24 protein-coding genes are annotated in these 25,061 nt (G+C 43.6%); 9 read left to right on the top strand and 15 right to left on the bottom strand.

Annotation, left to right across the window (positions count from 1 at the left end):
• Positions 1-68 precede the first annotated feature (68 nt).
• On the bottom strand, positions 69-239 hold the full coding sequence (locus LJ658_RS00425) for a hypothetical protein (protein ID WP_230544473.1): 171 nt from the start codon (positions 237-239) through the stop codon (positions 69-71).
• 181 nt (positions 240-420) lie between these two features.
• Here LJ658_RS00425 and LJ658_RS00430 point away from each other — a divergent pair, with 181 nt between their 5' ends.
• Both LJ658_RS00430 and LJ658_RS00435 read left to right on the top strand, forming a co-directional pair.
• Positions 421-1,926 carry an ATP-binding cassette domain-containing protein gene (locus LJ658_RS00430; protein WP_230544474.1) on the top strand — a complete coding sequence of 502 codons (1,506 nt, stop codon included), beginning with the start codon at positions 421-423 and terminating at the stop codon, positions 1,924-1,926.
• 270 nt (positions 1,927-2,196) lie between these two features.
• Complete coding sequence (locus LJ658_RS00435) at positions 2,197-3,321, top strand: CofH family radical SAM protein (RefSeq protein ID WP_230544475.1); 1,125 nt, start codon at positions 2,197-2,199, stop codon at positions 3,319-3,321.
• Positions 3,322-3,550: 229 nt separating this feature from the next.
• Here the strand turns inward: LJ658_RS00435 and LJ658_RS00440 are convergent, their stop codons facing one another.
• The gene (locus LJ658_RS00440) at positions 3,551-4,393 is read right to left on the bottom strand and encodes a ferritin-like domain-containing protein (RefSeq protein WP_230544476.1); all 843 of its coding nucleotides are present in this window, start codon (positions 4,391-4,393) and stop codon (positions 3,551-3,553) included.
• 12 nt (positions 4,394-4,405) lie between these two features.
• Entirely contained in the window at positions 4,406-5,113 is a 708-nt protein-coding gene (locus tag LJ658_RS00445; RefSeq protein WP_230544477.1) for a ferritin-like domain-containing protein, read from the bottom strand.
• A gap of 347 nt (positions 5,114-5,460) precedes the next feature.
• On the opposite strand from LJ658_RS00445, the gene scpB reads away from it, so the two are divergent.
• The 3 genes from scpB to LJ658_RS00460 all read left to right on the top strand — a co-directional run bounded on the left by scpB (position 5,461) and on the right by LJ658_RS00460 (position 7,536).
• Positions 5,461-6,021 carry an SMC-Scp complex subunit ScpB gene (gene scpB, locus LJ658_RS00450; protein ID WP_230544478.1) on the top strand — a complete coding sequence of 187 codons (561 nt, stop codon included), beginning with the start codon at positions 5,461-5,463 and terminating at the stop codon, positions 6,019-6,021.
• Positions 6,022-6,149: 128 nt separating this feature from the next.
• Positions 6,150-6,338, top strand: coding sequence for a hypothetical protein (locus tag LJ658_RS00455; RefSeq protein WP_230544479.1), 189 nt, complete (start codon positions 6,150-6,152; stop codon positions 6,336-6,338).
• A gap of 79 nt (positions 6,339-6,417) precedes the next feature.
• On the top strand, positions 6,418-7,536 hold the full coding sequence (locus tag LJ658_RS00460; protein ID WP_230544480.1) for a GNAT family N-acetyltransferase: 1,119 nt from the start codon (positions 6,418-6,420) through the stop codon (positions 7,534-7,536).
• 103 nt (positions 7,537-7,639) lie between these two features.
• On the opposite strand, the gene LJ658_RS00465 is transcribed toward LJ658_RS00460, so the two are convergent.
• From LJ658_RS00465 to LJ658_RS00515, 11 genes are all read right to left on the bottom strand, one after another.
• The gene (locus LJ658_RS00465) at positions 7,640-7,981 is read right to left on the bottom strand and encodes a helix-turn-helix domain-containing protein (protein ID WP_230544481.1); all 342 of its coding nucleotides are present in this window, start codon (positions 7,979-7,981) and stop codon (positions 7,640-7,642) included.
• 76 nt (positions 7,982-8,057) lie between these two features.
• Entirely contained in the window at positions 8,058-9,416 is a 1,359-nt protein-coding gene (murC, locus tag LJ658_RS00470) for a UDP-N-acetylmuramate--L-alanine ligase (RefSeq protein ID WP_230544482.1), read from the bottom strand.
• A 70-nt stretch (positions 9,417-9,486) separates the two neighbouring features.
• On the bottom strand, positions 9,487-10,335 hold the full coding sequence (locus tag LJ658_RS00475) for a universal stress protein (RefSeq protein WP_230544483.1): 849 nt from the start codon (positions 10,333-10,335) through the stop codon (positions 9,487-9,489).
• 191 nt (positions 10,336-10,526) lie between these two features.
• Positions 10,527-11,363 (bottom strand): 50S ribosomal protein L11 methyltransferase, encoded by an 837-nt coding sequence (gene prmA, locus LJ658_RS00480; protein ID WP_230544484.1) that lies wholly within the window; start codon positions 11,361-11,363, stop codon positions 10,527-10,529.
• Entirely contained in the window at positions 11,360-11,839 is a 480-nt protein-coding gene (locus tag LJ658_RS00485) for a hypothetical protein (RefSeq protein ID WP_230544485.1), read from the bottom strand. Before LJ658_RS00485 ends, prmA begins: the two co-directional genes overlap by 4 nt.
• A gap of 410 nt (positions 11,840-12,249) precedes the next feature.
• Complete coding sequence (gene tpiA, locus LJ658_RS00490; protein ID WP_230544486.1) at positions 12,250-13,014, bottom strand: triose-phosphate isomerase; 765 nt, start codon at positions 13,012-13,014, stop codon at positions 12,250-12,252.
• Between the two features lie 112 nt (positions 13,015-13,126).
• Positions 13,127-14,287 (bottom strand): GlmU family protein, encoded by a 1,161-nt coding sequence (locus tag LJ658_RS00495; RefSeq protein ID WP_230544487.1) that lies wholly within the window; start codon positions 14,285-14,287, stop codon positions 13,127-13,129.
• A 68-nt stretch (positions 14,288-14,355) separates the two neighbouring features.
• Positions 14,356-14,601, bottom strand: a complete 246-nt coding sequence (locus LJ658_RS00500; RefSeq protein ID WP_175268733.1) for a type B 50S ribosomal protein L31 — start codon at positions 14,599-14,601, stop codon at positions 14,356-14,358.
• Between the two features lie 378 nt (positions 14,602-14,979).
• Positions 14,980-17,247, bottom strand: a complete 2,268-nt coding sequence (locus tag LJ658_RS00505; protein ID WP_230544488.1) for a CocE/NonD family hydrolase — start codon at positions 17,245-17,247, stop codon at positions 14,980-14,982.
• A gap of 185 nt (positions 17,248-17,432) precedes the next feature.
• On the bottom strand, positions 17,433-17,834 hold the full coding sequence (mce, locus tag LJ658_RS00510) for a methylmalonyl-CoA epimerase (protein WP_230544489.1): 402 nt from the start codon (positions 17,832-17,834) through the stop codon (positions 17,433-17,435).
• Positions 17,835-17,908: 74 nt separating this feature from the next.
• A complete protein-coding gene (locus LJ658_RS00515; RefSeq protein ID WP_230544490.1) occupies positions 17,909-19,393 on the bottom strand; it encodes a TonB-dependent receptor in 1,485 nt (494 codons plus the stop codon).
• Positions 19,394-19,654: 261 nt separating this feature from the next.
• Here LJ658_RS00515 and LJ658_RS00520 point away from each other — a divergent pair, with 261 nt between their 5' ends.
• The 3 genes from LJ658_RS00520 to LJ658_RS00530 all read left to right on the top strand — a co-directional run bounded on the left by LJ658_RS00520 (position 19,655) and on the right by LJ658_RS00530 (position 21,813).
• A complete protein-coding gene (locus LJ658_RS00520; protein WP_230544491.1) occupies positions 19,655-20,866 on the top strand; it encodes an IscS subfamily cysteine desulfurase in 1,212 nt (403 codons plus the stop codon).
• 104 nt (positions 20,867-20,970) lie between these two features.
• On the top strand, positions 20,971-21,384 hold the full coding sequence (iscU, locus tag LJ658_RS00525; protein ID WP_230544492.1) for a Fe-S cluster assembly scaffold IscU: 414 nt from the start codon (positions 20,971-20,973) through the stop codon (positions 21,382-21,384).
• A gap of 102 nt (positions 21,385-21,486) precedes the next feature.
• A complete protein-coding gene (locus tag LJ658_RS00530; RefSeq protein WP_230544493.1) occupies positions 21,487-21,813 on the top strand; it encodes an iron-sulfur cluster assembly accessory protein in 327 nt (108 codons plus the stop codon).
• Between the two features lie 57 nt (positions 21,814-21,870).
• On the opposite strand, the gene LJ658_RS00535 is transcribed toward LJ658_RS00530, so the two are convergent.
• Entirely contained in the window at positions 21,871-22,596 is a 726-nt protein-coding gene (locus LJ658_RS00535) for a nuclear transport factor 2 family protein (protein WP_230544494.1), read from the bottom strand.
• A 341-nt stretch (positions 22,597-22,937) separates the two neighbouring features.
• On the opposite strand from LJ658_RS00535, the gene LJ658_RS00540 reads away from it, so the two are divergent.
• Positions 22,938-24,851 carry a long-chain fatty acid--CoA ligase gene (locus LJ658_RS00540; protein ID WP_230544495.1) on the top strand — a complete coding sequence of 638 codons (1,914 nt, stop codon included), beginning with the start codon at positions 22,938-22,940 and terminating at the stop codon, positions 24,849-24,851.
• Positions 24,852-25,061 lie beyond the last annotated feature (210 nt).

The following is a 25,061-nucleotide window of genomic DNA, read 5'->3' on the forward strand; positions in this document are numbered from 1 at the left end:
TATACAGGATATAACTAAAAGCGGGCCAAAGTAACCCGGTTTAAATTAAATATCAAAAGCGTAAAAATTTATTTGCCGCCACCGGTAAACATGGAAAAAATCCATATAATAATACCAATTACTACAATTACGGCTAAAATACCTACAACGGCGCCGGCTTTAAATATACCGGTGATAACAGAGCATCCGCTTAGGGCAATCATTGCCAAAACGATAAGGGAAATGTTTAATTTTTTCATGGTTTAAAGTGTTTCCAACTTATATGCAATAACTAAGCCTATCAGCTAAATAATAAAATTAGCTTTATGCGGCCTAATTTGCCCGGCTATAATGTATAGCAATAGGTACACACCATCCTTTATTTAGAAATTGATTTATAACTGACGGATAAATTAAGGCAGATAGCTATTTTTACCGGCTATGGTGCTTCCTGTATTTTCTGCGGACAAAATCTCTGTCAGGTTTTTAAATAACGTTTTGTTTAGCAACTTAAACTTCCATATAACCAAGGGCCAAAGCTGGGCGCTGACAGGCGAAAGCGGATCCGGCAAAAGCGCCTTATTACAAACCATAGCCGGTAATTTTAATATAACCGGCGGCGAAATCAGGTACCACTTTTTTGAGGACTACCTGCAACAGCATCCGGATAACCCCGGGCATTTTACCCATCATCAATTAATTGCGCTGGTTGAAGCTAAGCATCATTTTAAAAACCTGTCAAACACCGGCGATTTTTATTACCAGCAACGCTATAATTCTTCGGACAGTGAAGACGCCCTGACGGTTGAGGCCTACCTGCATACCATAAAGCCCGCGCCGCAACCCAATATTTACTGGCATTTTGATAAGATCATTACCACCCTAAAGCTCGACCAGTTGAGTAAGAAAGAATTGATCAAGCTGTCAAACGGCGAAACCAAACGGCTAAGGATAGCAGCGGCATTAATGAAAAATCCGGTCCTCCTATTATTAGACAGCCCTTTAACCGGCCTTGATGTGCAAACCCGGCAGGAGTTTAACGCTATAATTACCGAGATAACGGCTTCGGGCATTACCGTAGTGATGGCAACATCACCCTATGAGATACCTGACTCCATAACCAATGTGGCTGTTTTAAAAAACGGCGTCATTACCCACACGGTTGGCAAAGCCGATTTTACCCCGCAACTGGTTGAACAATACCAGGCCGACAACATTGACAAAGCCGAACTAAGCTCATTACTTCATACCAACAACTCGGTACACGACTACCGAAAAATCATCAGCATGAACAAGGTGCATGTAAAATACGGCACCAACGTTATTTTAAATGATATAGACTGGCAGGTTAATCCCGGCGACAGGTGGGCCCTGCTGGGTCATAACGGTGCGGGTAAATCAACCTTGTTAAGTTTAATCAACGGCGACAACCCGCAGGCTTACGCTAATGACATTATCCTGTTTGATAAAAAACGCGGCAGCGGCGAGAGCATCTGGGATATTAAAAAGAAAATAGGCTTCGTATCGCCAGAGCTGCACCAGTATTTCCCGGTGGATAACAGTTGCCTGCAGGTAATTGAATCAGGCTATTACGATACCCTGGGATTATTCAGGCCCGGCAGCAAGGAAAAAGCCGAAGTTGCCCTGCGCTGGATGAAGGCCCTGGAGATTGATAAATACGCCCGGGTCTTGCTCAAAAACATCCCCGCCAGCGCGCAGCGTTTATGCCTGCTGGCCCGGGCGCTGATAAAGAACCCTCCCCTGCTCATTTTTGATGAACCCTGCCAGGGTATGGACAGCCACCAGCAGCAGCACTTTAAAAACCTGGTGGATACTATTTGCAGTTTAAGCAAGGTTACGCTGATCTATGTTACGCATTACCAGCATGAGATCCCTGAGAGCGTGGATAAGGTCTTGAAACTGGAGAAGGGCCATGTGGTGAATTAACCGGGTGTTCCACTTTGCGTGAGCGGAACGAAGCGGAACACCCGGAACACTCCGGAACACCCTTTTTTCTATTTGGAACACCATAATAGTTAAGCGGAACACCACATTAGTTAAGAAAGTTAACCAGGAACGCACTGACAACCTGTTGTCACCAACATTAATTAAAAATCTGTTCGAATATCCCAAGCCGACTGTCACCTCAATATAAAAATCAGCATAATCAGTTAATCATATAAATCAGCGGTTCAGACAATATTGTATATTTGCTTTATGAATACTGCCGATCTGTTACAGCGTGCTTCACGGTTTGAGTTTTTAAGCATTGAAGAAGGTGTTTACCTGCATCACAATGCGTCTACAGCCGATTTAATGTATGTAGCCAATGAGCTGCGTAAAAAGCAGGTGCAGCATGGTAAAGTAACCTGGCAGATAGACCGCAATGTTAATACCACCAATGTTTGTATAGCTAACTGCAAGTTTTGCAATTTCTTTCGTCGCCCCGGGCACGAGGACAGCTACATTACCGATATTGAAACCTATAAACAAAAGATAGAAGAAACCTTCCGCCTGGGCGGCGACCAGCTTTTATTACAGGGCGGCCATCACCCCGACCTGGGATTGAAATTTTATACTGACCTGTTCAGTGAACTAAAAAATCTATATCCAACGCTTAAACTGCATTCGCTGGGCCCACCTGAAATTGCGCACGTTGCCAAGCTGGAGAACATGAGCCATATTGATGTATTGCGGGCCATGAAAGAGTCGGGCCTGGATTCATTACCCGGCGCGGGCGCAGAAATACTGAACGACCGCGTTCGCCGCCTGATATCCAAAGGAAAATGCGGTGGCAAAGAGTGGCTGGATGTAATGCGTGCCGCACACCAGCTTAACCTGCCAAGCTCGGCCACGATGATGTTCGGCCACGTAGAGACCATTGAGGAGCGTTTTGAGCACCTGGTTTGGATCCGCGAGGTACAGTCTGAAAAACCGGAGGGCCATCATGGCTTTATCGCCTTTATTCCGTGGCCGTTCCAGGATGACGGTACTTTATTACGCAAAGTGCGTGGCATCACCAATAACGTTACCGGCGACGAGTATATCCGCATGATAGCTTTGAGCCGCATTATGTTGCCCAACATTAAAAATATACAGGCCTCATGGTTAACCGTAGGCAAGCAGGTTGCACAGATCTGTTTAAATGCCGGCGCCAATGATTTCGGGTCGATTATGATTGAAGAGAACGTGGTATCTGCCGCAGGCGCACCCCACCGGTTTACCGCTAAAGGAATCCAAGACTCGATAATAGCGGCTGGCTTTGAACCGCAGTTACGCAATCAAAAATATGAATGGCGTGATATGCCGGCGCAGCTGGAAGAGCAGGTAATTAATTACTAAGTATACGGTATCTTTCCTCTTTACCATTTACTGAGGCTGGTTAGATTTGACAACTTTTAAAAAGTTGTCAAATCAATAGCTATATACCCAACCCTCTTTACCGCTTGCGGGAGAGAGGGTGAACGAGCGCAGCGATGTTCGGGTGAGTCCCCGCGACAGAATAAAAATCTCCATAAACAAAAAACGCCCCGAACAACCGGGGCGTTTTTATTATCATAGGTATCAGCTATTATTTAACCCCAAATGGCCCTACTAAAGCAACAACCTGCGCCATTGTTAAAGGCTCATCAAAACACTCTGTAGCAGCATTGGTAGATATGTTGCCACTAACACCTGATAAGCTGGTGATAGTTACGCCACCCTGGTTAAGGTTATCCTCGCCTGCGTAGTTAGCGTTTACTGCAGCTATGCCGGTATCGTTTGCACCTGTGATCCATGGTTTAGTTGTAGCTGCACCCCTGGCTCTGCGGATTTGACGAACAGCAGAAGCATGACGCGCCTCAACCGAATGGATGTTTAACGCCGCCGTTAATGGAACCTGCTGGCCCAGCAAGCTGGGCGCCGCTCCTTTATAAGCGCGTACACCTGTATCTTCAAACGCTTGTGCAACTGCAAAAAATGTGTCTACGTTGGTTAATACGGTTGGGAAAGTACCACCGGCAGTAAAATCATAAGTACCATTAGTACCCTGGGTTGATTGTGCTACTGCTGCGCTGCCTAATACGCTTTTCAAAAATGCAACGTGCGCATTTTCATGCCCCTGTATAGTTGTGAGGTAAGCCCGCTCTGTAGACGAAAACGTAAGCCCGGTAGCCGCTATGCCGGCGTTATAAAATGCGGCTTCCAGGTACTCTAATTTTAACGCGTAGTTTAAAACGTCGGTTACAGAAACAGTTGCTGCCTGGCCGTAAGCTTTTTTAAACAAGGTGCTAAAAGCAAATGGTATTGCAGCTACCGCTACTTTTGAACCAAAGCCGGTTATATTTTTTATTGCGTCGCGACGCGGGCTGATCCTGTCCTGAAACTCAGGGTCTGCTTTTCCAATTTCTTCTATTATTCCAAATAAATTCATGACTTTTCTGTTTTAAGATGCTACATAACCATAACTAGACGCACTCACTTTCGTGGTGAGGAAGCTGTTTGCGATACCCAATACGGCTGCAATGCTTTGTTGTTTATCCATGCCGTTTGCATCTAACACCGTGGTGTCTGCAAAGCTCCCCGGGGTGATCAGGTTGCGGATATAGGCGGCATGACGTGCCTCCACCGAAACAATTTTACCGGCTAAGGTTAAGTAAGCCGGGTTCTGAATTAAATATCCGGCGCCATTATAAGCGGTAACACCCGTATCTTCAAAAGCTCTGGCTGCGGCTAATACGCTGCTTCTGCTTGAAAAATCAATAGCGTTAAAGTTTGGCGTTAATGCCGGGATGGCGTTGGTGCCTAAAGCCGCTTTAAAAAACTCGCGGTGCGCAACCTCATGGTCACGGATATCGGTTAACAATGCAATCTCATCTGCTGATGCGCCGGTGTACATGTGGGCGGCTACGTTGATATAAAACGCGGCCTCCAGTTGCTCAAGCGCGTAAGCATAATTTAATATGGCTAAATCACCGGTGGCGCCGATATCGATTTTTGACTTACCGGGGGCACCTTTGTAATCGTCAAAAGTTTTGCTGCATGAGGTTGCGGATAACACGCCGACGGCGGCCACCCCTGCCCCTGCATAACGTAAAAACGACCTCCGGGCCATATTTACCTCTGCATTTTCAATTAGTTTTTCTGGTTTCATAAGTTAATTGTTGGTTGTATGTTTTAGTTATAAATAGTGTCTGGCTGGCCGGCGTTCTTTTTTTACCTACGCTTAAAGATTACGCTGCGGTTTTCATATTTTTAATATATTGTTACTCCTTATAGGAATTATTGAAGTTTTATTAAAAAAGAACCTATTAATTTAAAATATTCATAATTTGCCAAGCAATCGGGGGTTGCCAATAAGTATGCCATGTTTAGTGAATATTCCTCAGGGGTTTAATTTTTAATTAAAGCCTTCCCGTAATATTGTATTCTAGCTTCAAAAAGAGCATTTTTTGTAATTGAACTTGTTACTCCGGCGGGGAATACTAATTTTACCGAATAATGGAAAACCCTGAATTGTATATAGAGGCGCTTGTTTTCGCTTCAGAGCAAAGCATCCGCATTGAAGAAATACTGTACTGCCTGCAGGCAGCCTTTGAGCGCGACTTTACCCTGGACGAGGTGACCGCCTGCCTGGCAAATATCAGCACTAAATATTCGGCCGAACATTTCGCTATCGAACTGGTGAATATCAATAACGGTTACCAGTTTTTAACCAAGAAAGCCTATCATCCGGTGATCAGCCTTTTGCAGCTGCAACGCTCAAAAAAGAAGCTGAGCCAGGCTGCATTAGAGACGCTTGCCATCATTGCTTACAAGCAGCCCGTAACCAAAACAGAGGTTGAGCAGATACGCGGTGTAAATTGCGATTATTCGATACAAAAGTTGCTTGAAAAGGAGTTAATCGCAATAAATGGGAAGTCTGATGCGTTGGGGAAACCAATTTTATATGGCACCAGCGTACTTTTTATGGACTATTTCGGGATAAATAATATTGAAGAATTGCCTCATATAAAAGAACTTACAGATAACTCGACCTCCATTGGCGAGCAGCAGGAATAATTTTTAAATGTTTTTTCTTTCAAATTGATTTTTCGTTATTTTTACTAGTAACAAACACGAGCAATAAAAAGAAGATTTCGTAATTTAGTTTAAGCAAATTTTAATTTTATAATAAACATTCACCGCCAATGGGAACGCCAAAAAAAAATGCAGAGAAGAATATTCCTAAGAATACGGATGCAGAAGATGATGATGATGACTTGGAAACAACACCAAAAAAAAAGGTAGTTGATGAGGATGAGGACTTTGACGGGTCTTTAGATGATCTGGGTTTTGAGGAATTTGGTGACGATGACGACGACGACGACGATTTTTAATTGATATATTATAAATACCGTATTTTAAGCATTCAGAATACCTTTCTGGATGCTTTTTTTATATTTTCCCAAACCCTGCATGACGATTATAGAAGTAAAGGACAAAGCGGCAAGAAGGGCCTTTTTAGATACGGCCCGCATCATTTATAAAAATGATGATAACTGGGTATGCCCGCTTGACAATGATATTGAAGCCGTTTTTGATCCGCTTAAAAACAACTTCCACCAGTATGGCAAATGTACCCGCTGGATATTAAAAAATGACAAGGGCGAATTAATTGGGCGCGTTGCCGCATTCATCAACAATAAAAAAGCATTTCATTATGAGCAGCCAACCGGCGGCATGGGTTTTTTTGAATGTATAGCTGGTGAACAGGCCGCTTCTTTATTATTTGATACGGCCAAAAACTGGCTGCAGGAAAACGGCATGCAGGCAATGGACGGGCCAATTAATTTTGGAGAGAACGATACCTTTTGGGGTTTGCTGGTAGAAGGGTTTTCGCCGCCTTCATACGGCATGAATTACAACCCGCCTTACTACCAGGCGTTTTTTGAAAATTATGGTTTTAAGAAGATGTATGAGCAAATAACCAATCATCTGGACGTGCACAAGCCATTCCCCGAGCGTTTTTATAAAATAGCCAAATGGGTTAGTCAAAAGCCCGGCTATGAATTCAGGCACCTGGAAACCAAACAAATAGAAAAATTTGCCGCGGATTTTATTGAGATCTATAACGATGCCTGGGCCGGTTTTGAAAATTTTGTGCCCATAACTTACAGCACCATCCTGGAAAGCTTTAACAAAATGAAGCCTATTATGGACGAAAACCTGATATGGTTTGCCTATGTAAACGGCGAGCCTGCCTCTTTTAACATTGTATTGCCGGATGCCAACCAAATGTTAAAACCACTAAACGGTAAGCTTAATTTAACAGGAAAACTTAAATTTTTGTATTATAAATGGCGTGGGGTTACCCGTATGCGGGCCATCGTGATGGGCACCAAGCAAAAATTCCAGAACCATGGCCTGGAATCGGCCCTGTTTATTAAACTTGGAGAGTATGTGCTGCCGCTTAATCAATATGACGTTTTGGAACTGTCATGGGTGGGCGATTTTAATGAAAAAATGGTGGCGCTGCATAACTCCATGGGCGCCACATTTGCCAACAAGCACTTAACCATGCGATACATATTTTAAATACAAGTTAAAAATATATAAATAGGAAAAATATACAGCAAAAAAGCCCCGTCGCACAGTTAATTGTTTGTACGGCCAGGCTTTATATTTAAGTAAAAGCTATTTAAGCAGTGGCTTTGTTGTGCCTTAGCTCTTCAAAAAGCTCAATAACTTTCTTTTGAAGCTCTATTATCTCTATTTCCCTGTCGGTAAGCTTTTTGTTAACCACATCTAACTCGTTAACAAATTTTTGCTCCTGCTCCATGTCGTTAAAGGTAAGTAACTGAACTACTGACATCTCGAACAAATTGGAGATTTGCTCAAGTCTTGATAAATTAATATCAGTAATACCAGTTTCTATTTTAGAAAAAGCAGGGATAGAAATATCTAATCTCTTAGCTACATCTTCCTGGCTCCATGCCTTCTGGTGGCGCAATAGTCTGATTTTTTTTCCTAGTGATTTCATGTTGGGGGGTCTATAAATAAGGAATTGGGTTTCTCAATAGTTAATAAAGTTACTAATTTTTTTTTATTTCAAACAATTATCGTAATAATTTATTTTTCAAATCAATTAAGTCGATACCGCCAAAATTACCCGAGCTCATCATCAGCAGGTTTGCGTTACTTAAATTGAGCTGTTGCAGCTCAGTTAATAACAGTTTCGGATCATTAAAAAAAATTAAATCATTCTTTAAAAAAGCGGTCTTTACTATCCCGGCAGGATAGGGTTCCATCTTTTTTTGCTCAAAAGTTTTCTTATCAATAAAAACAATTGCTACGTCGGCATCGTCCATGGTGCCGGCATACTGGGCCAAAAAATCTTTGTTCAGGCTGCTAAAGGTATGCAATTCTATACAAGCTATTAATTTCCTGTCAGGAAACTGCGTTTTAACTGCATGTATGGTTGCCTCTAATTTAGAAGGCGAGTGTGCAAAGTCTTTAAAAATGGTGGCATTATCATTTTTACCAACCAGCTCCAGCCTGCGGGCCGCGCCCTTAAAAGTGGTGATATAGGTATAAAAGTCGGCTTTGGTAATCCCTAAAGCCTCGGCTACTAATCGTGCGGCCTGCATATTCAGCAGGTTATGCTCGCCAAATACTTCCAGAGGATATTTTTCTCCGTCTGATAAAATGGTGGTGATGCCATTTTCAATGCTATATTCGGGCAGGCCGTACGGTTGTTTTCTAACTCCCGACTGATCATCGGCCACAACTTCTTCTAAAACCGCATCGGTTTGGCTATAGATCAATGTACCGCCCGGTTGTATGGTTTCAATAAACAGCTTAAACTGCTCAATATAACTCTGGAAGGTTGGAAATACGTTGATATGATCCCAGGCAATACCGCTTATAACGCCAATATTGGCTTTATACAAATGAAATTTTGGCCGCCTGTCAATCGGCGAAGCCAGGTATTCATCGCCTTCAATGATCATTACCGGAGCTTCTTTGGTTAGTTTCACCATGGTCTCAAAACCCGCCAGCTGCGCTCCTACCAGATAATCAAAATCCTTACCTGCGGCCTGCAGCACATGTAATATCATGGAAGTAATGGTTGTTTTACCATGGCTGCCACCTATCACGACACGTAATTTATCTTTTGATTGCCCGTAAATATATTCAGGGTACGAATAAACCTTCAGGCCCAACTGCTGCGCTTTTAACAACTCAGGATTGTCAATCCGGGCGTGCATACCCAGGATAACGGCATCAATAGCTTTAGTGATCTTTTCCGGATACCAGCCATTTTCGGCCGGCAGGATCCCGTACTTCGCCAGGCGCGAAACCGAGGGCTCAAACAGTACATCGTCTGATCCGGTTACTTCAAATCCCTTTTTGTGTAAGGCAATGGCCAGGTTGTGCATGGCACTGCCGCCTATTGCTATAAAATGTACCCTCATGTATTCCGCAGGTTAATGCTTATTATAAGGTGCAAATTAACGCAAAAACGCTTGTCTTAACAAAGATTTATCATTTCAACAACAATACCGGTACTGCCGCGCTTGCGGCCAGTTGCTGCGACACGCTATCATGTAATAATGATTGGAAAAAACTGTACTTATGCGGCAGTGCTATCACCAGCTGGGCGTCGTTATCAGTGGCAAATTGCAGTATGCCATTAATCACGTCGGTATTGTGTACGTAACTGTATTTGGGATGATAGGGCTTCAGCATCTGGTGCAATGCCGTCTCTTCTGCCCTGCGTTCGGCATCGCCGGATAAATGCCTTGAATCTTTATCGATATTTACGATCAGCAGCTCAAATTTTTTCTTGTCCAGCATTTTTTTCAGCGACTCCAGCGGCACGGTTTCTTTCACCTTGTCAAAATCGCAGGCTACCACAACGCGTTTAATGGTTTCAAAGCTGTAGCCGGGCGGCACCACAATTACCGGAACCGGACTGGCCTTTGATATTTTTACCACGTGCCCGCCAATCTGCGAGTCGTGTTTACTGGTGTTGCCCTTGCTGCCCAGTATAACCAGGTCGGCATTTTTTACGGCAACGTTTTCAATAACCGCACGCAGTAAATGCGACCGGTTTAAATGTATGCTGACGGTTACCCCTGCCCTAACCACTTTGCTTAGCCTTAGCTTCAGCTGCTCCAGGTTTTTGATCCTGTCGGCTGCATTTTGTTCTACTTCTCCTTCCAACAGTTGTACCATATCGGGGCTGGGCAACATCGTTTCTATGGGCGATACATAGTACGCATTCAGTAAAATGATGTTTTCAACGTTGGTTTGTTTACTTAGTGCGGCTGCAAACTCGGCGGCGTTTATTGACGCCTGCGAAAAATCGATAGGTACAAGATAAGTTTTCATGACAGTAGGAATTAGATTTTATAGCTTTCTGACCATTTAGGTCTAAAAGTTAAATACAAAATTAGTATGTTTAAACAGCTAATTTGTCAAGCCAATAACATTTTGTACAACGAATATAAATGATTTGAGTTTGCCGGCGTTAATGCCCGCTAATTTTTCAGGGTATGTAGCGGCGTGTTTCTGGCGATACTTTACTTAATAAACTTTGCGGCCACCCACTCTTTGTCTTTTTTGTGGATGATATATTTCAGGCCGTATTTGCGGGCCTCATCGGTTATAATATCCAGATCATGCGTTTCATAAAATCCGCTGAAATAGATCTCGCCATCAGCTTTTAAAGCGCCGGCATAACGGTCCATCTGATCAATTAAAATATTGCGGTTAATGTTGGCCAGGATGATATCATACTGTTCGTCCGGGATAGCTTCTTTCGACCCGCAAAGGGCCGTAATATTGGTGATGTTATTTAACTGCGAGTTCTCAATGGTGCTTTCATAACAAACCGGATCGTAATCAATAGCCGTTATATCCGCAGCGCCCAGCTTTGCGGCCATTATAGCCAGTATGCCCGTACCGCAACCCATATCCAGCACTTTTTTTCCTGAAAAATCATTCTCCAGCATCAGTTGCAGCATCATGGCCGTAGTTTGATGATGGCCGGTACCAAAGGCCATTTTAGGATCAATAACAATCTCATACTCAAACTCGGGGCGCGGCTCGTGGAAAGTGGCACGTACAAACACTTTGTCGCCAATGGCTATCGGTTCAAAATTACTCTCCCATATTTCGTTCCAGTTTTTTTGCGGGATCAGGGTTACCTCGTAGCTAAACGTAAACATGTCGCGGTAAGGTAACAAAGCTGCCTGCAGCAGTTCCTCATCAAAATCATCCGACGGGATATAGGCCTTAAACCCTAAATCCAGTTCCTCAAACGTATCAAAACCTATCTCACCGAGGGCGTTGATCAAAAGGTCCTGTTGATAATCTTCGGTAGTTATGGTGGTAAAAAGCAGCTCGTAGTAATTCATGATGAGGTATCTGTTTCAATGGTAGATGGCTGGGCGGTCTTTCTGAAGGCTTTCCAGTCTAACAGGTATAGTATTAAGAAGTTAAATATCCAGTAAAATAGCTGCACGCCGGTCATGAAAAAGCCGATGGCAATTAAACGGCTAACCGGAGTTGCCGCATCCCAGATCACGTAGCCCAGGCCAAATGCAAGTATTAAACAAACAAAAAACATAATTGTAAAAATGACTATAGCCGATCTGGGTTTTGCCAATATCTTGCGCCACAGGGGCATTACAATTAAAAACTGAGTTAGTAAAGCAATTATTATCTGTACCGGGGCAAATATCTTGTAATAGGCTATCAGTCCGTAAACGGTGTCTTCGCCCAGGTTGGCCATGCCGTCAACATGATGAAAAAATGGGGTAAATTTTATAAATGCCGCAAATGCCCAAAAAGCAAACAGAGGGGGCAGTATGATTTTGAGTAAATACTTCATATTATTAAGTACCCTTTTGCTTTTGCGATAAGTAAAGCAAGTGAAGCTACAAAGCTAAAGAATATTGGGACCGCAAAGACAATTACGTCTAACCAATTTTGCCTCCTGCCTTCTTCCGCGTCATACCAAGAACCTCTATTATATGTTGGTTCTACACCGTATAATTTTAGATACAGGTATCGCAAGAAGGCATAACTAACTATATAAAAAAAAGATATAGAAAAGGCTGCTGCCTCAGGAGTTTTGATAGCTAATCCTATCAACGCAAATATAAAAGAAGGGATAGACAAGACCTTTAGCCGATGACTACTCCTTAATTTCTTATAGGAAATAAACATAAACAGAATGAACGCTGGAGCAGCTCCAACGTAAAAAAAAGTCATTCTGTCTATGCCGTCCAACAACTTAGCTTAGTTAAAAGCCTTTACAATATCCGTAAAATCTCTTGATTTTAACGATGCGCCGCCAATTAAACCGCCATCGATATCTGCGCAGGCAAATAGCTCGGCAGCGTTTTTAGGGTTACAGCTTCCACCATATAAAATTGTGGTAGCATCTGCTACACCCTGATCATATTTGGCAGCAATTTCCTTGCGGATAAACGCGTGGATCTCCTGCGCCTGGTCTGACGTTGCGGTAACACCGGTACCTATGGCCCAAACCGGCTCATAAGCCAGTACCAGCTTGCCAAATTGGGTAGCATCTAAATGGAACACACCTTCAACCAGCTGGCTTTTAATAATATCAAAATGCTGGTTGGCTTCGCGCTCCTTCAAGGTCTCGCCGATGCAGAAGATCGGTTTAAGGTCATTAGCTAAGGCTGTATCGGTTTTTTTGGCCAGCAGCTCATTGGTTTCACCAAAATATTGGCGACGCTCTGAGTGGCCTAAAATAACGTAAGCCGCGCCTACTGATTTAATCTGCCTGGCTGATATTTCGCCGGTGTAAGCGCCGCTTTCGGCCTGGTGAGCGTTTTGTGCGCCGATAGAAACTTTTGCCGAGCCTTTTGCCAACTGCACCAGGCTATGTAAATGAATAAACGGACTGCAAACTACCACTTCCTGGGTTCCGGTAGCTTCATCTTTTACCATATTTACAACTTCAGAAAACAAGGATAAACCTTCGTTGTAATCTAAATTCATTTTCCAGTTTCCGGCAACAATTTTTTTTCTCATGATTGGTTTTGTTGTTCCATGTCCCATAGTTGATGGTCCATAGTATTGTTAGTTTATTGTATTAATATATTTCAGGCTGTCGCGTTATGGGCTATTTAGGCCAGGTACTCTTTTAGAATACTCCTCTAAAACCCGCCGTCAGTTCAAAAACGGTTTTTAATATTTCCTGCTCGTGCTCATCAAACTCCACATTCCGGCGTTCATACACCAGTTTAGCGGTTTCAAACATTTTTTTAATGGTATATACCTCAAAACCCTGCGCGCCACCCCAGGCAAAATCAGGTATAAAATTACGCGGATAGCCCGAGCCAAATACATTGGCGCTTACCCCTACTACGGTACCTGTGTTAAACATGGTATTGATACCGCATTTAGCATGGTCGGCCATAATTAACCCGCAAAACTGCAGGCCGGTTTTACGGAAACGCTGCGTGGTATAATCCCATAATTTAACCTCGGCATAGTTATTTTTAAGGTTAGAGTTATTGCTGTCGGCCCCTATATTACACCATTGGCCCAATACGGCATTACCCAAAAAGCCCTCATGCCCCTTTGACGAATATCCCCAGATCACGGCGTTATTGATCTCGCCGCCAACCCTCGAATACGGGCCTATGGTAGTGGCGCCATAGATCTTGGCGCCCATTTTAACCTGCGAATTCTCGCATAATGCAAAAGCGCCGCGTATATTCACGCCTTCCCAAACGCTGCTGCCTTTTCCTAAGTAAATAGGGCCATTGGTGGTATTAAAGGTTGAGCATTCGGCTTCAGCGCCCTCCTCAGCAAAAAAATCAGTGCCGATGATGATATTGGTAGCGCTTATTGTTGCGCTGGTTCTGCCTTTGGTTAACAGCTTAAAATCTTTACGCAGCTCAATATTATTTTTGCTGAAAATATCTTCGGGATGTTTGATGCTGATAAAAAACGGATCGTAATTAACAACACTGCTAAATTCACTGTCAATAGCGGCTTTGGCAGCAATTAAAAATTCGCCCTGCTTTAACGCGTCGCCTGTTTTCAATTCGCCTATCGCTTCCAGCAAACCCTCGTCCGGACAAACAGAACCATTGATATACAAATCATCATACCCGGTTTTAAGCGGGAACTTAGCCTGTAAATAAGGTTGTGTCTTGAAAGAGTAAGTGGTACCCAGGTGCTTTGCCCATTTCTCGGCAATAGTTAATATCCCAACACGGAGGTCGGCAACAGGGCGAGTGTATGTTAAGGGTAGTAAAGATTGGTATGCGTTATCGTCAAACAGGATAATTGCCATAGCGCAAAAATAAAAAAAGTCCCGACTGGAAAGCCGGGACCGGTGAATATTTTGTTAACAAGTTAATATTACTTGTTATAACGGGTACGGAATTTATCAATACGACCGGCAGTATCAACCAGTTTCATTTTACCGGTATAGAAAGGGTGTGATGTATGAGAAATCTCTAATTTTACTAATGGATATTCGTTACCGTCTTCCCACTTTACAGTTTCACGGGTGTCGATACATGATTTAGTGATAAAAGAATAGTCGTTTGACATATCTTTAAATACAACTAATCTATAGTTTGATGGATGCAGATCTTTTTTCATTGTTTAATCTTCTTATAAAAGAGGTGCAAATGTAGTATTTTAATTGTAAAGTAGAAAGTCAAAATTAAAAAATTATTAACAGGGTGTGGAAGATTAGTTATTGGAGATTAAAGATTGGTAATTGAAGATTGGTTTTATGTGATTTGTAACCCTCTTTCCGCCGAAGGCGAAGAGAGGATGATCAAGCGAAGCGACGATCGGGTGAGTCGACGGCGCGCGTTTAATATGGGCGTTGCCTGCGGCCCGTGCTATCCGCTTATACGGCTTCAGGCCCGTATCCGCCTATCTCTACAGTGGATATGCGTGCACACGGCACTGTCCGAAGTTTGTAACTTCAGATGACTATGTTGGAGCGGGGGATTGAGCAGGTATCGATAACTAAAATTTATCAGACACGATAGGTATGCGTATCAAACTATCCCCAAACCATTTTATCTGTAATGGTTGTTTGGCGTCGGCTATTGTTTCTGTTGCTACATCTTTACCTGTACCGTAATTAACTTCAACAGCGGCGTTATTAAGCACTGATACCTGAACTATAATTCTACTGCCCTTTAACACCTTTTTACCGGTAAAGTTGCCGGTAATTGGTATGGCTTCTTTTACCCCTGGTTTGAGTAATTGGCGCCGGCTGTTGTTTTTTGAATAGCTTGCCCTTTGAAAAGCGCTTGATAATGAAGAATATTTTCCAAAAGGATCCTGCACGATAACCGCCAGGGCGATATCCATATCTTTCTTATTTGTTAACGCCATCAGGTCCCCGGTGAAAGATCCTGCGATAACAACGTCACTTTGAAGCTTATCAGACACAAATGTCAGGGCATCTTTGCTATTCAATGTGTCGCTAAACATACTATAGCTATCTTTAAAATCAGCAATTACACGTTTAGAAAAGTCTGCTGCCTGAGCGATGTGCCCACCAGTTTTTTTATTAGCCAGCTTATTAAATTTCCCTTCTTTCTCCGTCGAGAGGTAAAAATCCAGCGTCCGGCTACTCATTTTTTCAAGAGAGGCGGCGTGCCACCACTCGTTAGTACCCATTACCTGGTAATTCACGGTATTTTTTAACAGATCGGGCTTCACACCTCCTTTCAACACAAAATCAAACCACTGAAAAACCAGTTTATTGATGTCGATTTTAGCCACCTGGTCAATAGTGTAGCCATTTACAACCGCCGACGGGCTACCCTGCGCGCCAGCATGGTCAAAAGGCCCGATAACCAGGTAGTGATTTGCCGACGGATTCCAGAGGTGATGCTGTTTATAATAATACAAAGCACCTAACTGATCGCCGTCAAAATAGCCGGTAATAGTTAAAACCGGGATATTTATTTTGCTAAATTCCTGTTGATAAGGGATCATGCTTTGCCAGTATTTATCATACGACGGATGCTGCAGCCACCGTTGAAAAATTGTATTTGACTGCCCGTTTACACTATCCAGAGCGTTATAGGCCTGCCCGGCGGTGTACCATTTGTTAAATGACGCATTCCAATCGGCGGTGTCAAAAAAGCCTTTCCAATCGGTTAATTTATTTTTAGTTACATTGCTTACCCAACGTAGCGCGTAGGTAGTAAACACGCTGTTGTGCATCGGGAAATCTATGCCGGGCGCGGCAGCGGCCTGCGGGACAATTGTTTTTAAGGCAGGGTGCAACTTTTTGGCGGCCGCCCACTGGCTAAAACCCAGGTAGCTTCCGCCATACATTCCTACTTTGCCATTGCACCAGCTTTGTTTGCTTATCCAGTCGATGGCGTCATAGCCATCTTCAGCATCGTGCTCCCAGGGCTCAATTGAAACATCAGAGGCGTATTTTCCGCGTGTGTTTAATATCACCCCCACGTAACCCCGGCCCGCTATTTCTTTTGCTAAATTTATCTCTTCGGTACCGGCGTAAATGTTACTCATCATCACTACGGGCTGCGGCGCAGTTAGTTTTCTGTCGCGCACAATTACCGCAGCCAGTTTTGCACCATCGCGCATGGTTATCATGGCGCTGTCCTGTATAATAAAATTGGCGTTGTCTGCCTTAAATGCTGCCTTTTTACCTATAGCTAAAAAGGGCTTATAAACCAGGTGTTGTAAATAGGCCTGGGCAAACATAATGGCCGAGTCGATAGATAAACTATCGCTTTGCCTTGCCTGTACTTTAGCCAATGCTGTTTGCCATTCTGTTTCTATTGCAGCTGCGTCGTGCGAATATGGTTCAGTAGCATAGGCAAAAGCCTGGCCTTTAAAATTACCAAGCACTATGGGCAGGGCCCATTTAAAGATCTCTTGTTCTGAGCGTTTGTCGCCGCTTGCCCGCATTAATTTGATATGGTTATACGCCTCATAAATATTCAAATAACCCTGACTATCCTCTTCAGGTACACCGGTAGTTTTAAGGGCCAGCCTCAGGCTGTCAATGCTTTGGTTACTCTCTTTATATTTATGGGTTAATGCCTGCACGGCAAATAGGCAACCGTAATATTCACCATCTCTTTTATCGCGTGCCGTAGCAGCAAGGTTTTTGATAAGTTGCCCGGACAGCACAAACATATGCTGAGATAGCGTCGTGCTATCAGCCGGTATTTTGCGGGAAAAATAAATTTGCTGGCTGCTTGCAGTGGGTAAAATAAATAGCGACAATAAAAAAATTGCCATCGCCCGGTATATCATGACAGGTTATTTAGGTGGTACTTAAGTTTTGGAATAACTAATATAGAAATAATTGGTTATTGGATGCTTAAAATCAGCGTATTTAAAATATCTGATTTTAGACGACGGGGTAGTATATAAATTCAACTGTAGAGACGCAATGCATTGCGTCTCTACCACAGGGCCACGCATTATCTCACCTCCTGCACCAACTCCACCAAAACCCCACCCGCGCTCTTCGGGTGCACAAAGCAAACCAGCTTATGATCTGCGCCGCGTTTAGGCTCATCGCTTAACAGAATAAAACCTTCGCTTTTAAGCCGGGTCATTTCGGCAACGATATCATCTACCTCAAAAGCGATATGATGGATCCCCTCCCCTTTTTTGGCGATGAATTTAGCGATGGCGCTATCGGCAGACAATGCTTCCAACAACTCGATTTTATTAGGCCCGTTTTGCAGGAACGCGGTTTTAACACCTTCGGCGGCTACGTCTTCAATCTTATAAACATGGGTGTTTAATAGTTTTTCATACAGGCTGCCGGCGGCTTTAAGGTCGGTTACGGCAATACCAATATGTTCTATTTTGTTCATTGAACAAATATGCTGAATTAATTGAAGATTTCTATTCCCTCCCGGCGGAAGGGAATAGCAGTTGCCCCACTCTTTTATGATTTTGCAGCGGCCGCCTCGTCAATCTTCGCTGGCTCACCCGTTGCCGGGTTAACCGCGCAGGGATAACCAAACAGGCAGCGCTCCTTGATCATTTTGGCAACCTCAACCGGCACATATTGCTCCCAGCCCTCAACACCCTGTTTAATCAGCTGTAACACAATATCGGTTTGTACATGCAGGTTGTTCTCGTTGTAGTTGCGGATATCTTCGATCTTGTTGTTGGCTATCAGGTAGCGGTACAGATCAATTAAATGTGGCGGCGGGTAAAAGCGCAGGCAGTTCATGATAACGCCGTTGCGCAGCGTTGGGTAAATAAACAGCTTCACTTTACGGCTAAACAGCGTGGCAAACGACTCCAGGATGCCACCCGGCAGGTCCTTATAATGCTCCTCGCCGAAAATATATTCAAGGTTGGGATAGCCCAGCACCACGCCCATTTTAAGGCTGGTGATCTTGGAAAGATAGGCTACCAATTTATAGTATTCGTGGAAGTTGGATATCAATACCGTTTGCCCTAATGAGCAGAGGATATCCACGCGCTCAAGGAAATCTTTTTCATCGATCTCCGCGTTTTCGGCGGCGTTACGTTCTTTTAACGATTGCAGCGTGAGCTCGCTGATCACTTTTACATTCTTCTTGTCAACATCAGGCTCCTGCTTAAACTGCTTTACACCCGTGTTCAGCATATCCATATGCACATTGATTATCGGGCGGAAACGGCCACGGATAACCACGATATGCTTCTTATACAGGGCTTCAGACGGTTGCTGGTTCTCGCCGTCGGGGCCGAACAGCGCCGCGTCAGAAAAACCGTATTTAACCAGGTGCAGGCTCATCAGGCGGTTATCAACTTTCTCAAAATCGGGCCCCTCAAAACGGATCATATCTATCTGGATACGGTCTTTTGAAAGCTCGTCCATCAGCGACAGCAGGAAAATACTGGGCGTGGCATGGTAATAAAAACAGGCATAAACCAGGTTCACCCCCAATACGCCTACAGCCTGCTGCTGCAAATTACTGTCGGTATCCAGCAGCTTTACATGGATCACCACGTCATTAAAGGCGCCGTTGGGCTCCAGTTGAAAGCGAAGACCCATCCAGCCGTGCGCTTCATTGGTTTTATGATAGTTAAGCGTTGATACCGTATCAGAAAAAGCAAAAAAGGTTGTAGTGTCGCCGCGTTGTTTGGCCAAACGCTCAATCAATAAGCTATACTCGTGGTCAAGCATCGCCATCAGGCGCGACTCGCTTACATAGCGTTTAACCTTTAAGGCGCCATAAATAGCGTCAGACACGGTCATGTCATAAGCCGACATGGTTTTGGCAATAGTACCTGATGAAGCACCTGCCTTAAAAAAGTTGGCGGCTACATCCTGGCCGGCGCCTATTTCGGCAAATGAACCGTAAATTTCGGGATCGAGGTTTATGGCAAGGGCTTTTTGTTTTGTGCCAATATCTTTATTGTAGGTGATATTCATACACGCAGGTATTTATGATTTACTGTTGCCATTATCATTATTAAGATATCTTAAAAATACGATATTTTTAAGGATTTGGTTACATGTTTATAAAAAAAGCAACCTGTTAATTTATTGCAAATTAACGGCTTGTTTGACAAAACTGCATTTTCTAAATCATATTAACCTTAAATTATTAGTTTAATATGACGGTTTTACCTTATATTGAATGATTTTAAATAAAAATGTTTGCATATCTTTGTACTATTAATATATTTAGATATGAACATCCCGATTTACCTTGATAATAATGCTACAACACCTATGGATCCGAGGGTGCTGGAAGCGATGATACCTTACTTTACAAGCAAGTTTGGTAACGCCGCCAGCCGTAACCACCCGTTTGGCTGGGTAGCAGAAGAAGGTGTTGATTATGCACGCGAGCAGGTGGCCAAGTTAATTGGCGCCAGCGAGAAAGAGATCATCTTTACATCAGGTGCCACAGAATCAGACAACCTGGCTATAAAGGGCGTTTTTGAAATGTATAAAGAAAAAGGTAACCATATCATTACTACGGTTACCGAGCATAAGGCTGTATTGGATGCCTGCAAGCACGTTGAAAAAATGGGCGGCAGAGTTACTTATCTGCCCGTACAGGAAGATGGTTTGCTTGACCTGGCCGTATTGGAAGCTGCCATGACCAGCGAAACCATTTTAGTATCGGTAATGTATGGTAATAATGAGATCGGTGTTATACAACCTATAAAAGAAATTGCTGCAATTGCCCATAAATATGGTGCCTTGTTTATGACTGACGCCGTACAGGCAGTTGGTAAGATACCGGTTGATGTTAATGCTGACGGTATTGACTTACTGGCTTTATCGGCACATAAATTTTACGGGCCAAAAGGCGTTGGCGCGCTATACGTAAGACGTAAGGGACCACGTGTTAAGGTTACCGCGCAAATGGACGGCGGCGGCCACGAACGCGGCATGCGCTCAGGCACGTTAAACGTACCGGGCATTGTTGGTTTGGGTAAAGCTGCCGAGCTATGTATGCTGGAGATGGAAAGCGAAGCCAAACGTTTATCAGCTTTACGTGATAAATTACAAGCGGGATTAACCGTGCTGGAAGAAAGTTATGTAAACGGAAACGTTGACCATCGCTTACCGCATGTTGCCAATATCAGCTTTAAATATGTTGAGGGCGAAGGCTTAATGATGGCAATGAAGGACCTGGCTGTATCATCAGGATCAGCCTGTACATCAGCATCGTTAGAGCCGTCATACGTGTTGAAAAGCCTGGGCCTGTCTGATGACCTGGCACATTCTTCAATCCGTTTCGGATTGGGAAGGTTCACTACCGAAGAAGAGGTTGATTACGCAATAAAAGTAACCAAAGAAGCGGTTACCAACCTGCGCAACATGTCGCCGCTTTGGGAAATGTTTAAAGAAGGCATTGACCTTGACTCAATTGAGTGGGCAGAACACTAAGAATTCAGGAAATCGGCTTTCCGATTTCTGATTTAAAATTTAAAACAACGGGTTTAGAGCGAATAACTCAATACTCACAACACAATACTTAAAACTATAAGAAAATGGCATATTCAGATAAAGTAATCGATCATTACACCAACCCACGCAACGTTGGTACCTTGGACAAAAGCAGTCATAAGGTAGGTACCGGCCTGGTTGGTGCACCAGAGTGCGGCGACGTTATGCGCCTGCAAATTGAAGTTGGCGATGACAACATCATCACCGATGCTAAATTCAAAACTTTTGGCTGCGGTTCGGCCATAGCCTCATCATCACTGGCTACCGAATGGTTAAAAGGTAAAAGCATTGACGATGCCATGAAAATTGACAACATGGATATTGTTGAAGAACTAGCATTGCCACCGGTAAAAATTCACTGCTCTGTTTTGGCAGAGGATGCTATTAAAGCAGCTATCAATGACTTCCGCGTAAAAAATGGCATGGAAGCGCTTGAGGTTGAAAAATCGCATCACTAAGAAGTAGCAAGTATATAGTATCAAATCAAGTATTTAGATATTATATGCATTACTTAAAAAGTAGCAAGAATCTTGCTACTTGATACTCAATACTAACAAACAATGGTAACTGTAACTGATAAAGCGAAAAGTAAAGTAGAGGACCTGATGAGGGATTCGGGGCTTGATGCTTCCTATTTCCTGCGGGTTTCTGTTCAGGGTGGCGGATGTTCGGGTTTATCTTATAATCTTGATTTTGATAACGAGGAGAAGAAGGGCGACCAATTTTTCGAAGATAAAGGCGTACGCATGTGCCTGGACATGAAATCTTTCCTGTACCTGGCCGGAACCGAGCTTGATTTTTCGGACGGATTGAACGGCAAAGGTTTTAATTTCCACAACCCAAATGCCAGCCGCACCTGCGGTTGCGGCGAGAGTTTTTCGGTATAAATCCATCCTAACAATATTTAAAAAGCCATCCGTCAGATACCGGATGGCTTTTTTATTTTATAACATACCGTTATTATGCTGCATAACAGCAGGTATGAGCTGGTTTACGCTCCAGTGCTCCACAATTTTGCCGTCGGCAATACGCAGGATATCATATAAAACAAACGACTGTGATTGCTTAACATATTCTGATTGTACCACGGCAAAGTCGCCTTCTGCTATTACCCTGCGTACCTTAATTATATTTTCAATATAACCGGTCAGCGGTTCTGCAACATTATGTTCCAGGTACTTTTCGTCCAGGTAAACAGGCATTAAATCCGCACCGGCGTTGGCAAATACTTTTAAATAAAAGGCGGCTACCAGGGCCTTGTTGGCGGCAGTATCTGCTTTAGCATCAATTATCCGGGCACCACCGGTCATGTTATCATTATCAGCAGTAATTTCCTGTACGGCGTCCCAATGTTCGGCCAGCATGCCATCGGCCAGGCGAAACAAGTCCAGCACCACCATACGCTTCCCCATAAAGGCGATATCCAGTTGTATGACCACCAGTTCACCTTCCCCTATTAATCGTTTTACCGGCGATTGCGTTTCTGTTGATGGCGGCAAGGTTTTTAAAAATTCAACCATCTCAAAAAGTCCCTGCCGGCCAGCCTTACCCGCGGCGCTATGCTGTATATAATCTTCGCGCACATAAGTGTTTATTAACGAGCTATCCCGTTGCCCCACTATCTTTTTATAAAATTCGGCAACTATAGTTTTATTTGATTTTTGTTCCATTGTGTTTTTGATGAGGCATAAAAATGCCGGTGAGCCATTGCAGCAGCAAGGCGATAAATTAAAGTGTAATTAAAAAAGAAAGGATACTACAAACCAAGGCCACCGTTTGGCAGCACTGTATATCCTGGTTAAGGATTCGGATTTTTGGTAATCCGCGTTTGATATGTAGTTATAGTAATTATGCCGTAAATATAATAAAAATATGATACCCTGCTCAACAGTTAAACCGGTTGTCTTCCTGTTCATAACAACAACGGAGAGATTCTGCTTCTTTAGCCTTTTCCATTTTTAAAAAATAAAATTAGCTTTGTTATTGTTATAAACTTGATTTTAGATTATAAATGAGCCACGCAACTGAGCGCCAAACCGTACCCAGCCTTATACGCTATTTAGTAAACCACGTCCATCCTGATACGCACACCTTTTTAAGTCATAAAGTTGAGGATAACTGGGTTGATATCAGCTATCGCGAAGCCCTGGATAAAATTGACGCGATATCGGCCTGGTTCATTGACATCGGTATAAAAAAAGGCGACCGGCTGGCGCTTATGATGGAAAACGGGCCGGATTATATCTACTACGATCAGGCCCTGCAACAGGTAGGCGGGGTTAATACATCCATCTACCCCACCCTTAGCGAAACAGATATAGAATATATTTTAAATGACTCGGGTGCCCGCACTATTATCTGCGGCAATCCTTTTCTATTCAGAAAAGTGCTTCAGGTAGCCAACAACTGCCCGGAGCTAGACCGGATAATCCCCGCGTTTGATGATTATGAAAAATACCTGGAGATCCATAAGCTGGATGCCGGGGTGATAAGTTTTAAAGAACTGATCAACATTGGCACAACGTTGATTGGCCGCCATCAGTCGGCTATTAACCGCGCGCGCGAGGCCATATTGCCATCTGATCTGTCCTGCCTGATCTATACCTCGGGCACAACCGGGATACCAAAGGGCGTTATGCTTACGCATCATAATTTGGTCGAGAATGTCAGGGTAAGCCTGGTACAGATCCCGATCATCGAAAAAACAGATACTTTTTTATCCTTTCTGCCCTTGTCGCATGTATTTGAGCGTACCGCCACCTATCATGTATGCCTGTATGCAGGCGCCAAAATGGCATTTGCCCAGGGGCTTGAACTCTTGGCTAAAAACATGGCCGAGGTTAAGCCAAACGTAATGAACTGTGTACCGCGGCTGCTGGAAAGGATACATGACCGCGCCATGAAAAACGGCACCAGCGCCGGCGGTTTAAAATCAAAGATATTTTTATGGGCGCTGGATATTGGACGCAAGCACCGGATAGCTAACGAGGATGGTAAAAAATCAGGACTGATACTGAACAGCCAGCACGCGCTGGCCGAAAAACTGGTATTCAGCAAGATAAAAGAACGCACCGGCGGCAATTTAAAGATCATGCTGTCGGGCGGCGGGGCGCTGCCTAAAAACATCGGCGAATTTTTTGGCGATCTGGGTATCAAAGTATTGGAGGGATTTGGCCTTACCGAGACGTCGCCGGTAATGGCTGTCACCGAGGTTCACCGCCAGATCTATGGCACCGTTGGCCGTATTGTACCGGGCATTGAGGTTGCTATACAAAATATCGATACCAAAGAGATCTACACCATACAAACCCACGAATCGTTTAAAGAAGACTTCCAGTCTGAAGAAGGCGAGATCATCGTGCGCGGGCACTGTGTGATGAAGGGCTACCTGAATAAACCGAAAGAAACAGCCGCCACCATTGATAAAGATAACTGGCTGCATACCGGTGATATCGGCCGCTTTTTTAAGGGCAACCTGCAGATCACCGACCGCCTTAAAAACATGCTTGTTAACGCCTACGGCAAAAACATTTACCCCACGCCGGTAGAAAACACTTACCTGAAGAGCCCCAAAATTGAAGGGGTATTTTTACTGGGCGACAAACGCGAATTTATAACCGCCTTTATCATCCCGGCCAAAGAAACCCTGCAGGAGCAGTTTGGGCTGGATGACACATTTTTTCAAAACGCTGATCCCTTTATTGAGGATAAGGCCATTAAAGACTGGCTAACCCAGGATATCCGGAAACTATCAAACGAACTGGCCAAATTTGAGCGGATTAAAAACTTCAAGATCAAGCGCAATCCGTTTAGCATGGAGGACGGCGAGATCACCCCGACCATGAAACCAAAACGCAAGGTTATCGAGAAAAAATACGCGGATGCGATTGAGGAGTTGTATGCCGGTGAAGCGGCGGCAGATTAACCAGTTTAATAACGTGAAGTGATCCGCTTAAAAAAGTAAATCACCCGGATCACCATTTTTTGTTAACTATTTGTAAATTAATATTTTAGCTTTTTAAGCGGATCACTTTGGATCATCCTTATTCGTCAGGATCTTTAAGTGTATTTTCTCATTAAATTATTAATAATCAAATGATTGCAACAGGGCCATTTTTCGCCCTTTTTTGACGGG

This window comes from Mucilaginibacter sp. UR6-11, from assembly GCF_020880695.1.
In the GTDB taxonomy this organism is placed as follows: Bacteria; Bacteroidota; Bacteroidia; order Sphingobacteriales; family Sphingobacteriaceae; genus Mucilaginibacter.

What these genes read in the sequence shown, in the direction of transcription:
- LJ658_RS00425 (WP_230544473.1), bottom strand. Translation starts at nt 239, where the DNA reads ATGAAAAAATTAAACATTTCCCTTATCGTTTTGGCAATGATTGCCCTA.
- LJ658_RS00430 (WP_230544474.1), top strand. Translation starts at nt 421, where the DNA reads ATGGTGCTTCCTGTATTTTCTGCGGACAAAATCTCTGTCAGGTTTTTA.
- LJ658_RS00435 (WP_230544475.1), top strand. Translation starts at nt 2,197, where the DNA reads ATGAATACTGCCGATCTGTTACAGCGTGCTTCACGGTTTGAGTTTTTA.
- LJ658_RS00440 (WP_230544476.1), bottom strand. Translation starts at nt 4,393, where the DNA reads ATGAATTTATTTGGAATAATAGAAGAAATTGGAAAAGCAGACCCTGAG.
- LJ658_RS00445 (WP_230544477.1), bottom strand. Translation starts at nt 5,113, where the DNA reads ATGAAACCAGAAAAACTAATTGAAAATGCAGAGGTAAATATGGCCCGG.
- scpB (WP_230544478.1), top strand. Translation starts at nt 5,461, where the DNA reads ATGGAAAACCCTGAATTGTATATAGAGGCGCTTGTTTTCGCTTCAGAG.
- LJ658_RS00455 (WP_230544479.1), top strand. Translation starts at nt 6,150, where the DNA reads ATGGGAACGCCAAAAAAAAATGCAGAGAAGAATATTCCTAAGAATACG.
- LJ658_RS00460 (WP_230544480.1), top strand. Translation starts at nt 6,418, where the DNA reads ATGACGATTATAGAAGTAAAGGACAAAGCGGCAAGAAGGGCCTTTTTA.
- LJ658_RS00465 (WP_230544481.1), bottom strand. Translation starts at nt 7,981, where the DNA reads ATGAAATCACTAGGAAAAAAAATCAGACTATTGCGCCACCAGAAGGCA.
- murC (WP_230544482.1), bottom strand. Translation starts at nt 9,416, where the DNA reads ATGAGGGTACATTTTATAGCAATAGGCGGCAGTGCCATGCACAACCTG.
- LJ658_RS00475 (WP_230544483.1), bottom strand. Translation starts at nt 10,335, where the DNA reads ATGAAAACTTATCTTGTACCTATCGATTTTTCGCAGGCGTCAATAAAC.
- prmA (WP_230544484.1), bottom strand. Translation starts at nt 11,363, where the DNA reads ATGAATTACTACGAGCTGCTTTTTACCACCATAACTACCGAAGATTAT.
- LJ658_RS00485 (WP_230544485.1), bottom strand. Translation starts at nt 11,839, where the DNA reads ATGAAGTATTTACTCAAAATCATACTGCCCCCTCTGTTTGCTTTTTGG.
- tpiA (WP_230544486.1), bottom strand. Translation starts at nt 13,014, where the DNA reads ATGAGAAAAAAAATTGTTGCCGGAAACTGGAAAATGAATTTAGATTAC.
- LJ658_RS00495 (WP_230544487.1), bottom strand. Translation starts at nt 14,287, where the DNA reads ATGGCAATTATCCTGTTTGACGATAACGCATACCAATCTTTACTACCC.
- LJ658_RS00500 (WP_175268733.1), bottom strand. Translation starts at nt 14,601, where the DNA reads ATGAAAAAAGATCTGCATCCATCAAACTATAGATTAGTTGTATTTAAA.
- LJ658_RS00505 (WP_230544488.1), bottom strand. Translation starts at nt 17,247, where the DNA reads ATGGCAATTTTTTTATTGTCGCTATTTATTTTACCCACTGCAAGCAGC.
- mce (WP_230544489.1), bottom strand. Translation starts at nt 17,834, where the DNA reads ATGAACAAAATAGAACATATTGGTATTGCCGTAACCGACCTTAAAGCC.
- LJ658_RS00515 (WP_230544490.1), bottom strand. Translation starts at nt 19,393, where the DNA reads ATGAATATCACCTACAATAAAGATATTGGCACAAAACAAAAAGCCCTT.
- LJ658_RS00520 (WP_230544491.1), top strand. Translation starts at nt 19,655, where the DNA reads ATGAACATCCCGATTTACCTTGATAATAATGCTACAACACCTATGGAT.
- iscU (WP_230544492.1), top strand. Translation starts at nt 20,971, where the DNA reads ATGGCATATTCAGATAAAGTAATCGATCATTACACCAACCCACGCAAC.
- LJ658_RS00530 (WP_230544493.1), top strand. Translation starts at nt 21,487, where the DNA reads ATGGTAACTGTAACTGATAAAGCGAAAAGTAAAGTAGAGGACCTGATG.
- LJ658_RS00535 (WP_230544494.1), bottom strand. Translation starts at nt 22,596, where the DNA reads ATGGAACAAAAATCAAATAAAACTATAGTTGCCGAATTTTATAAAAAG.
- LJ658_RS00540 (WP_230544495.1), top strand. Translation starts at nt 22,938, where the DNA reads ATGAGCCACGCAACTGAGCGCCAAACCGTACCCAGCCTTATACGCTAT.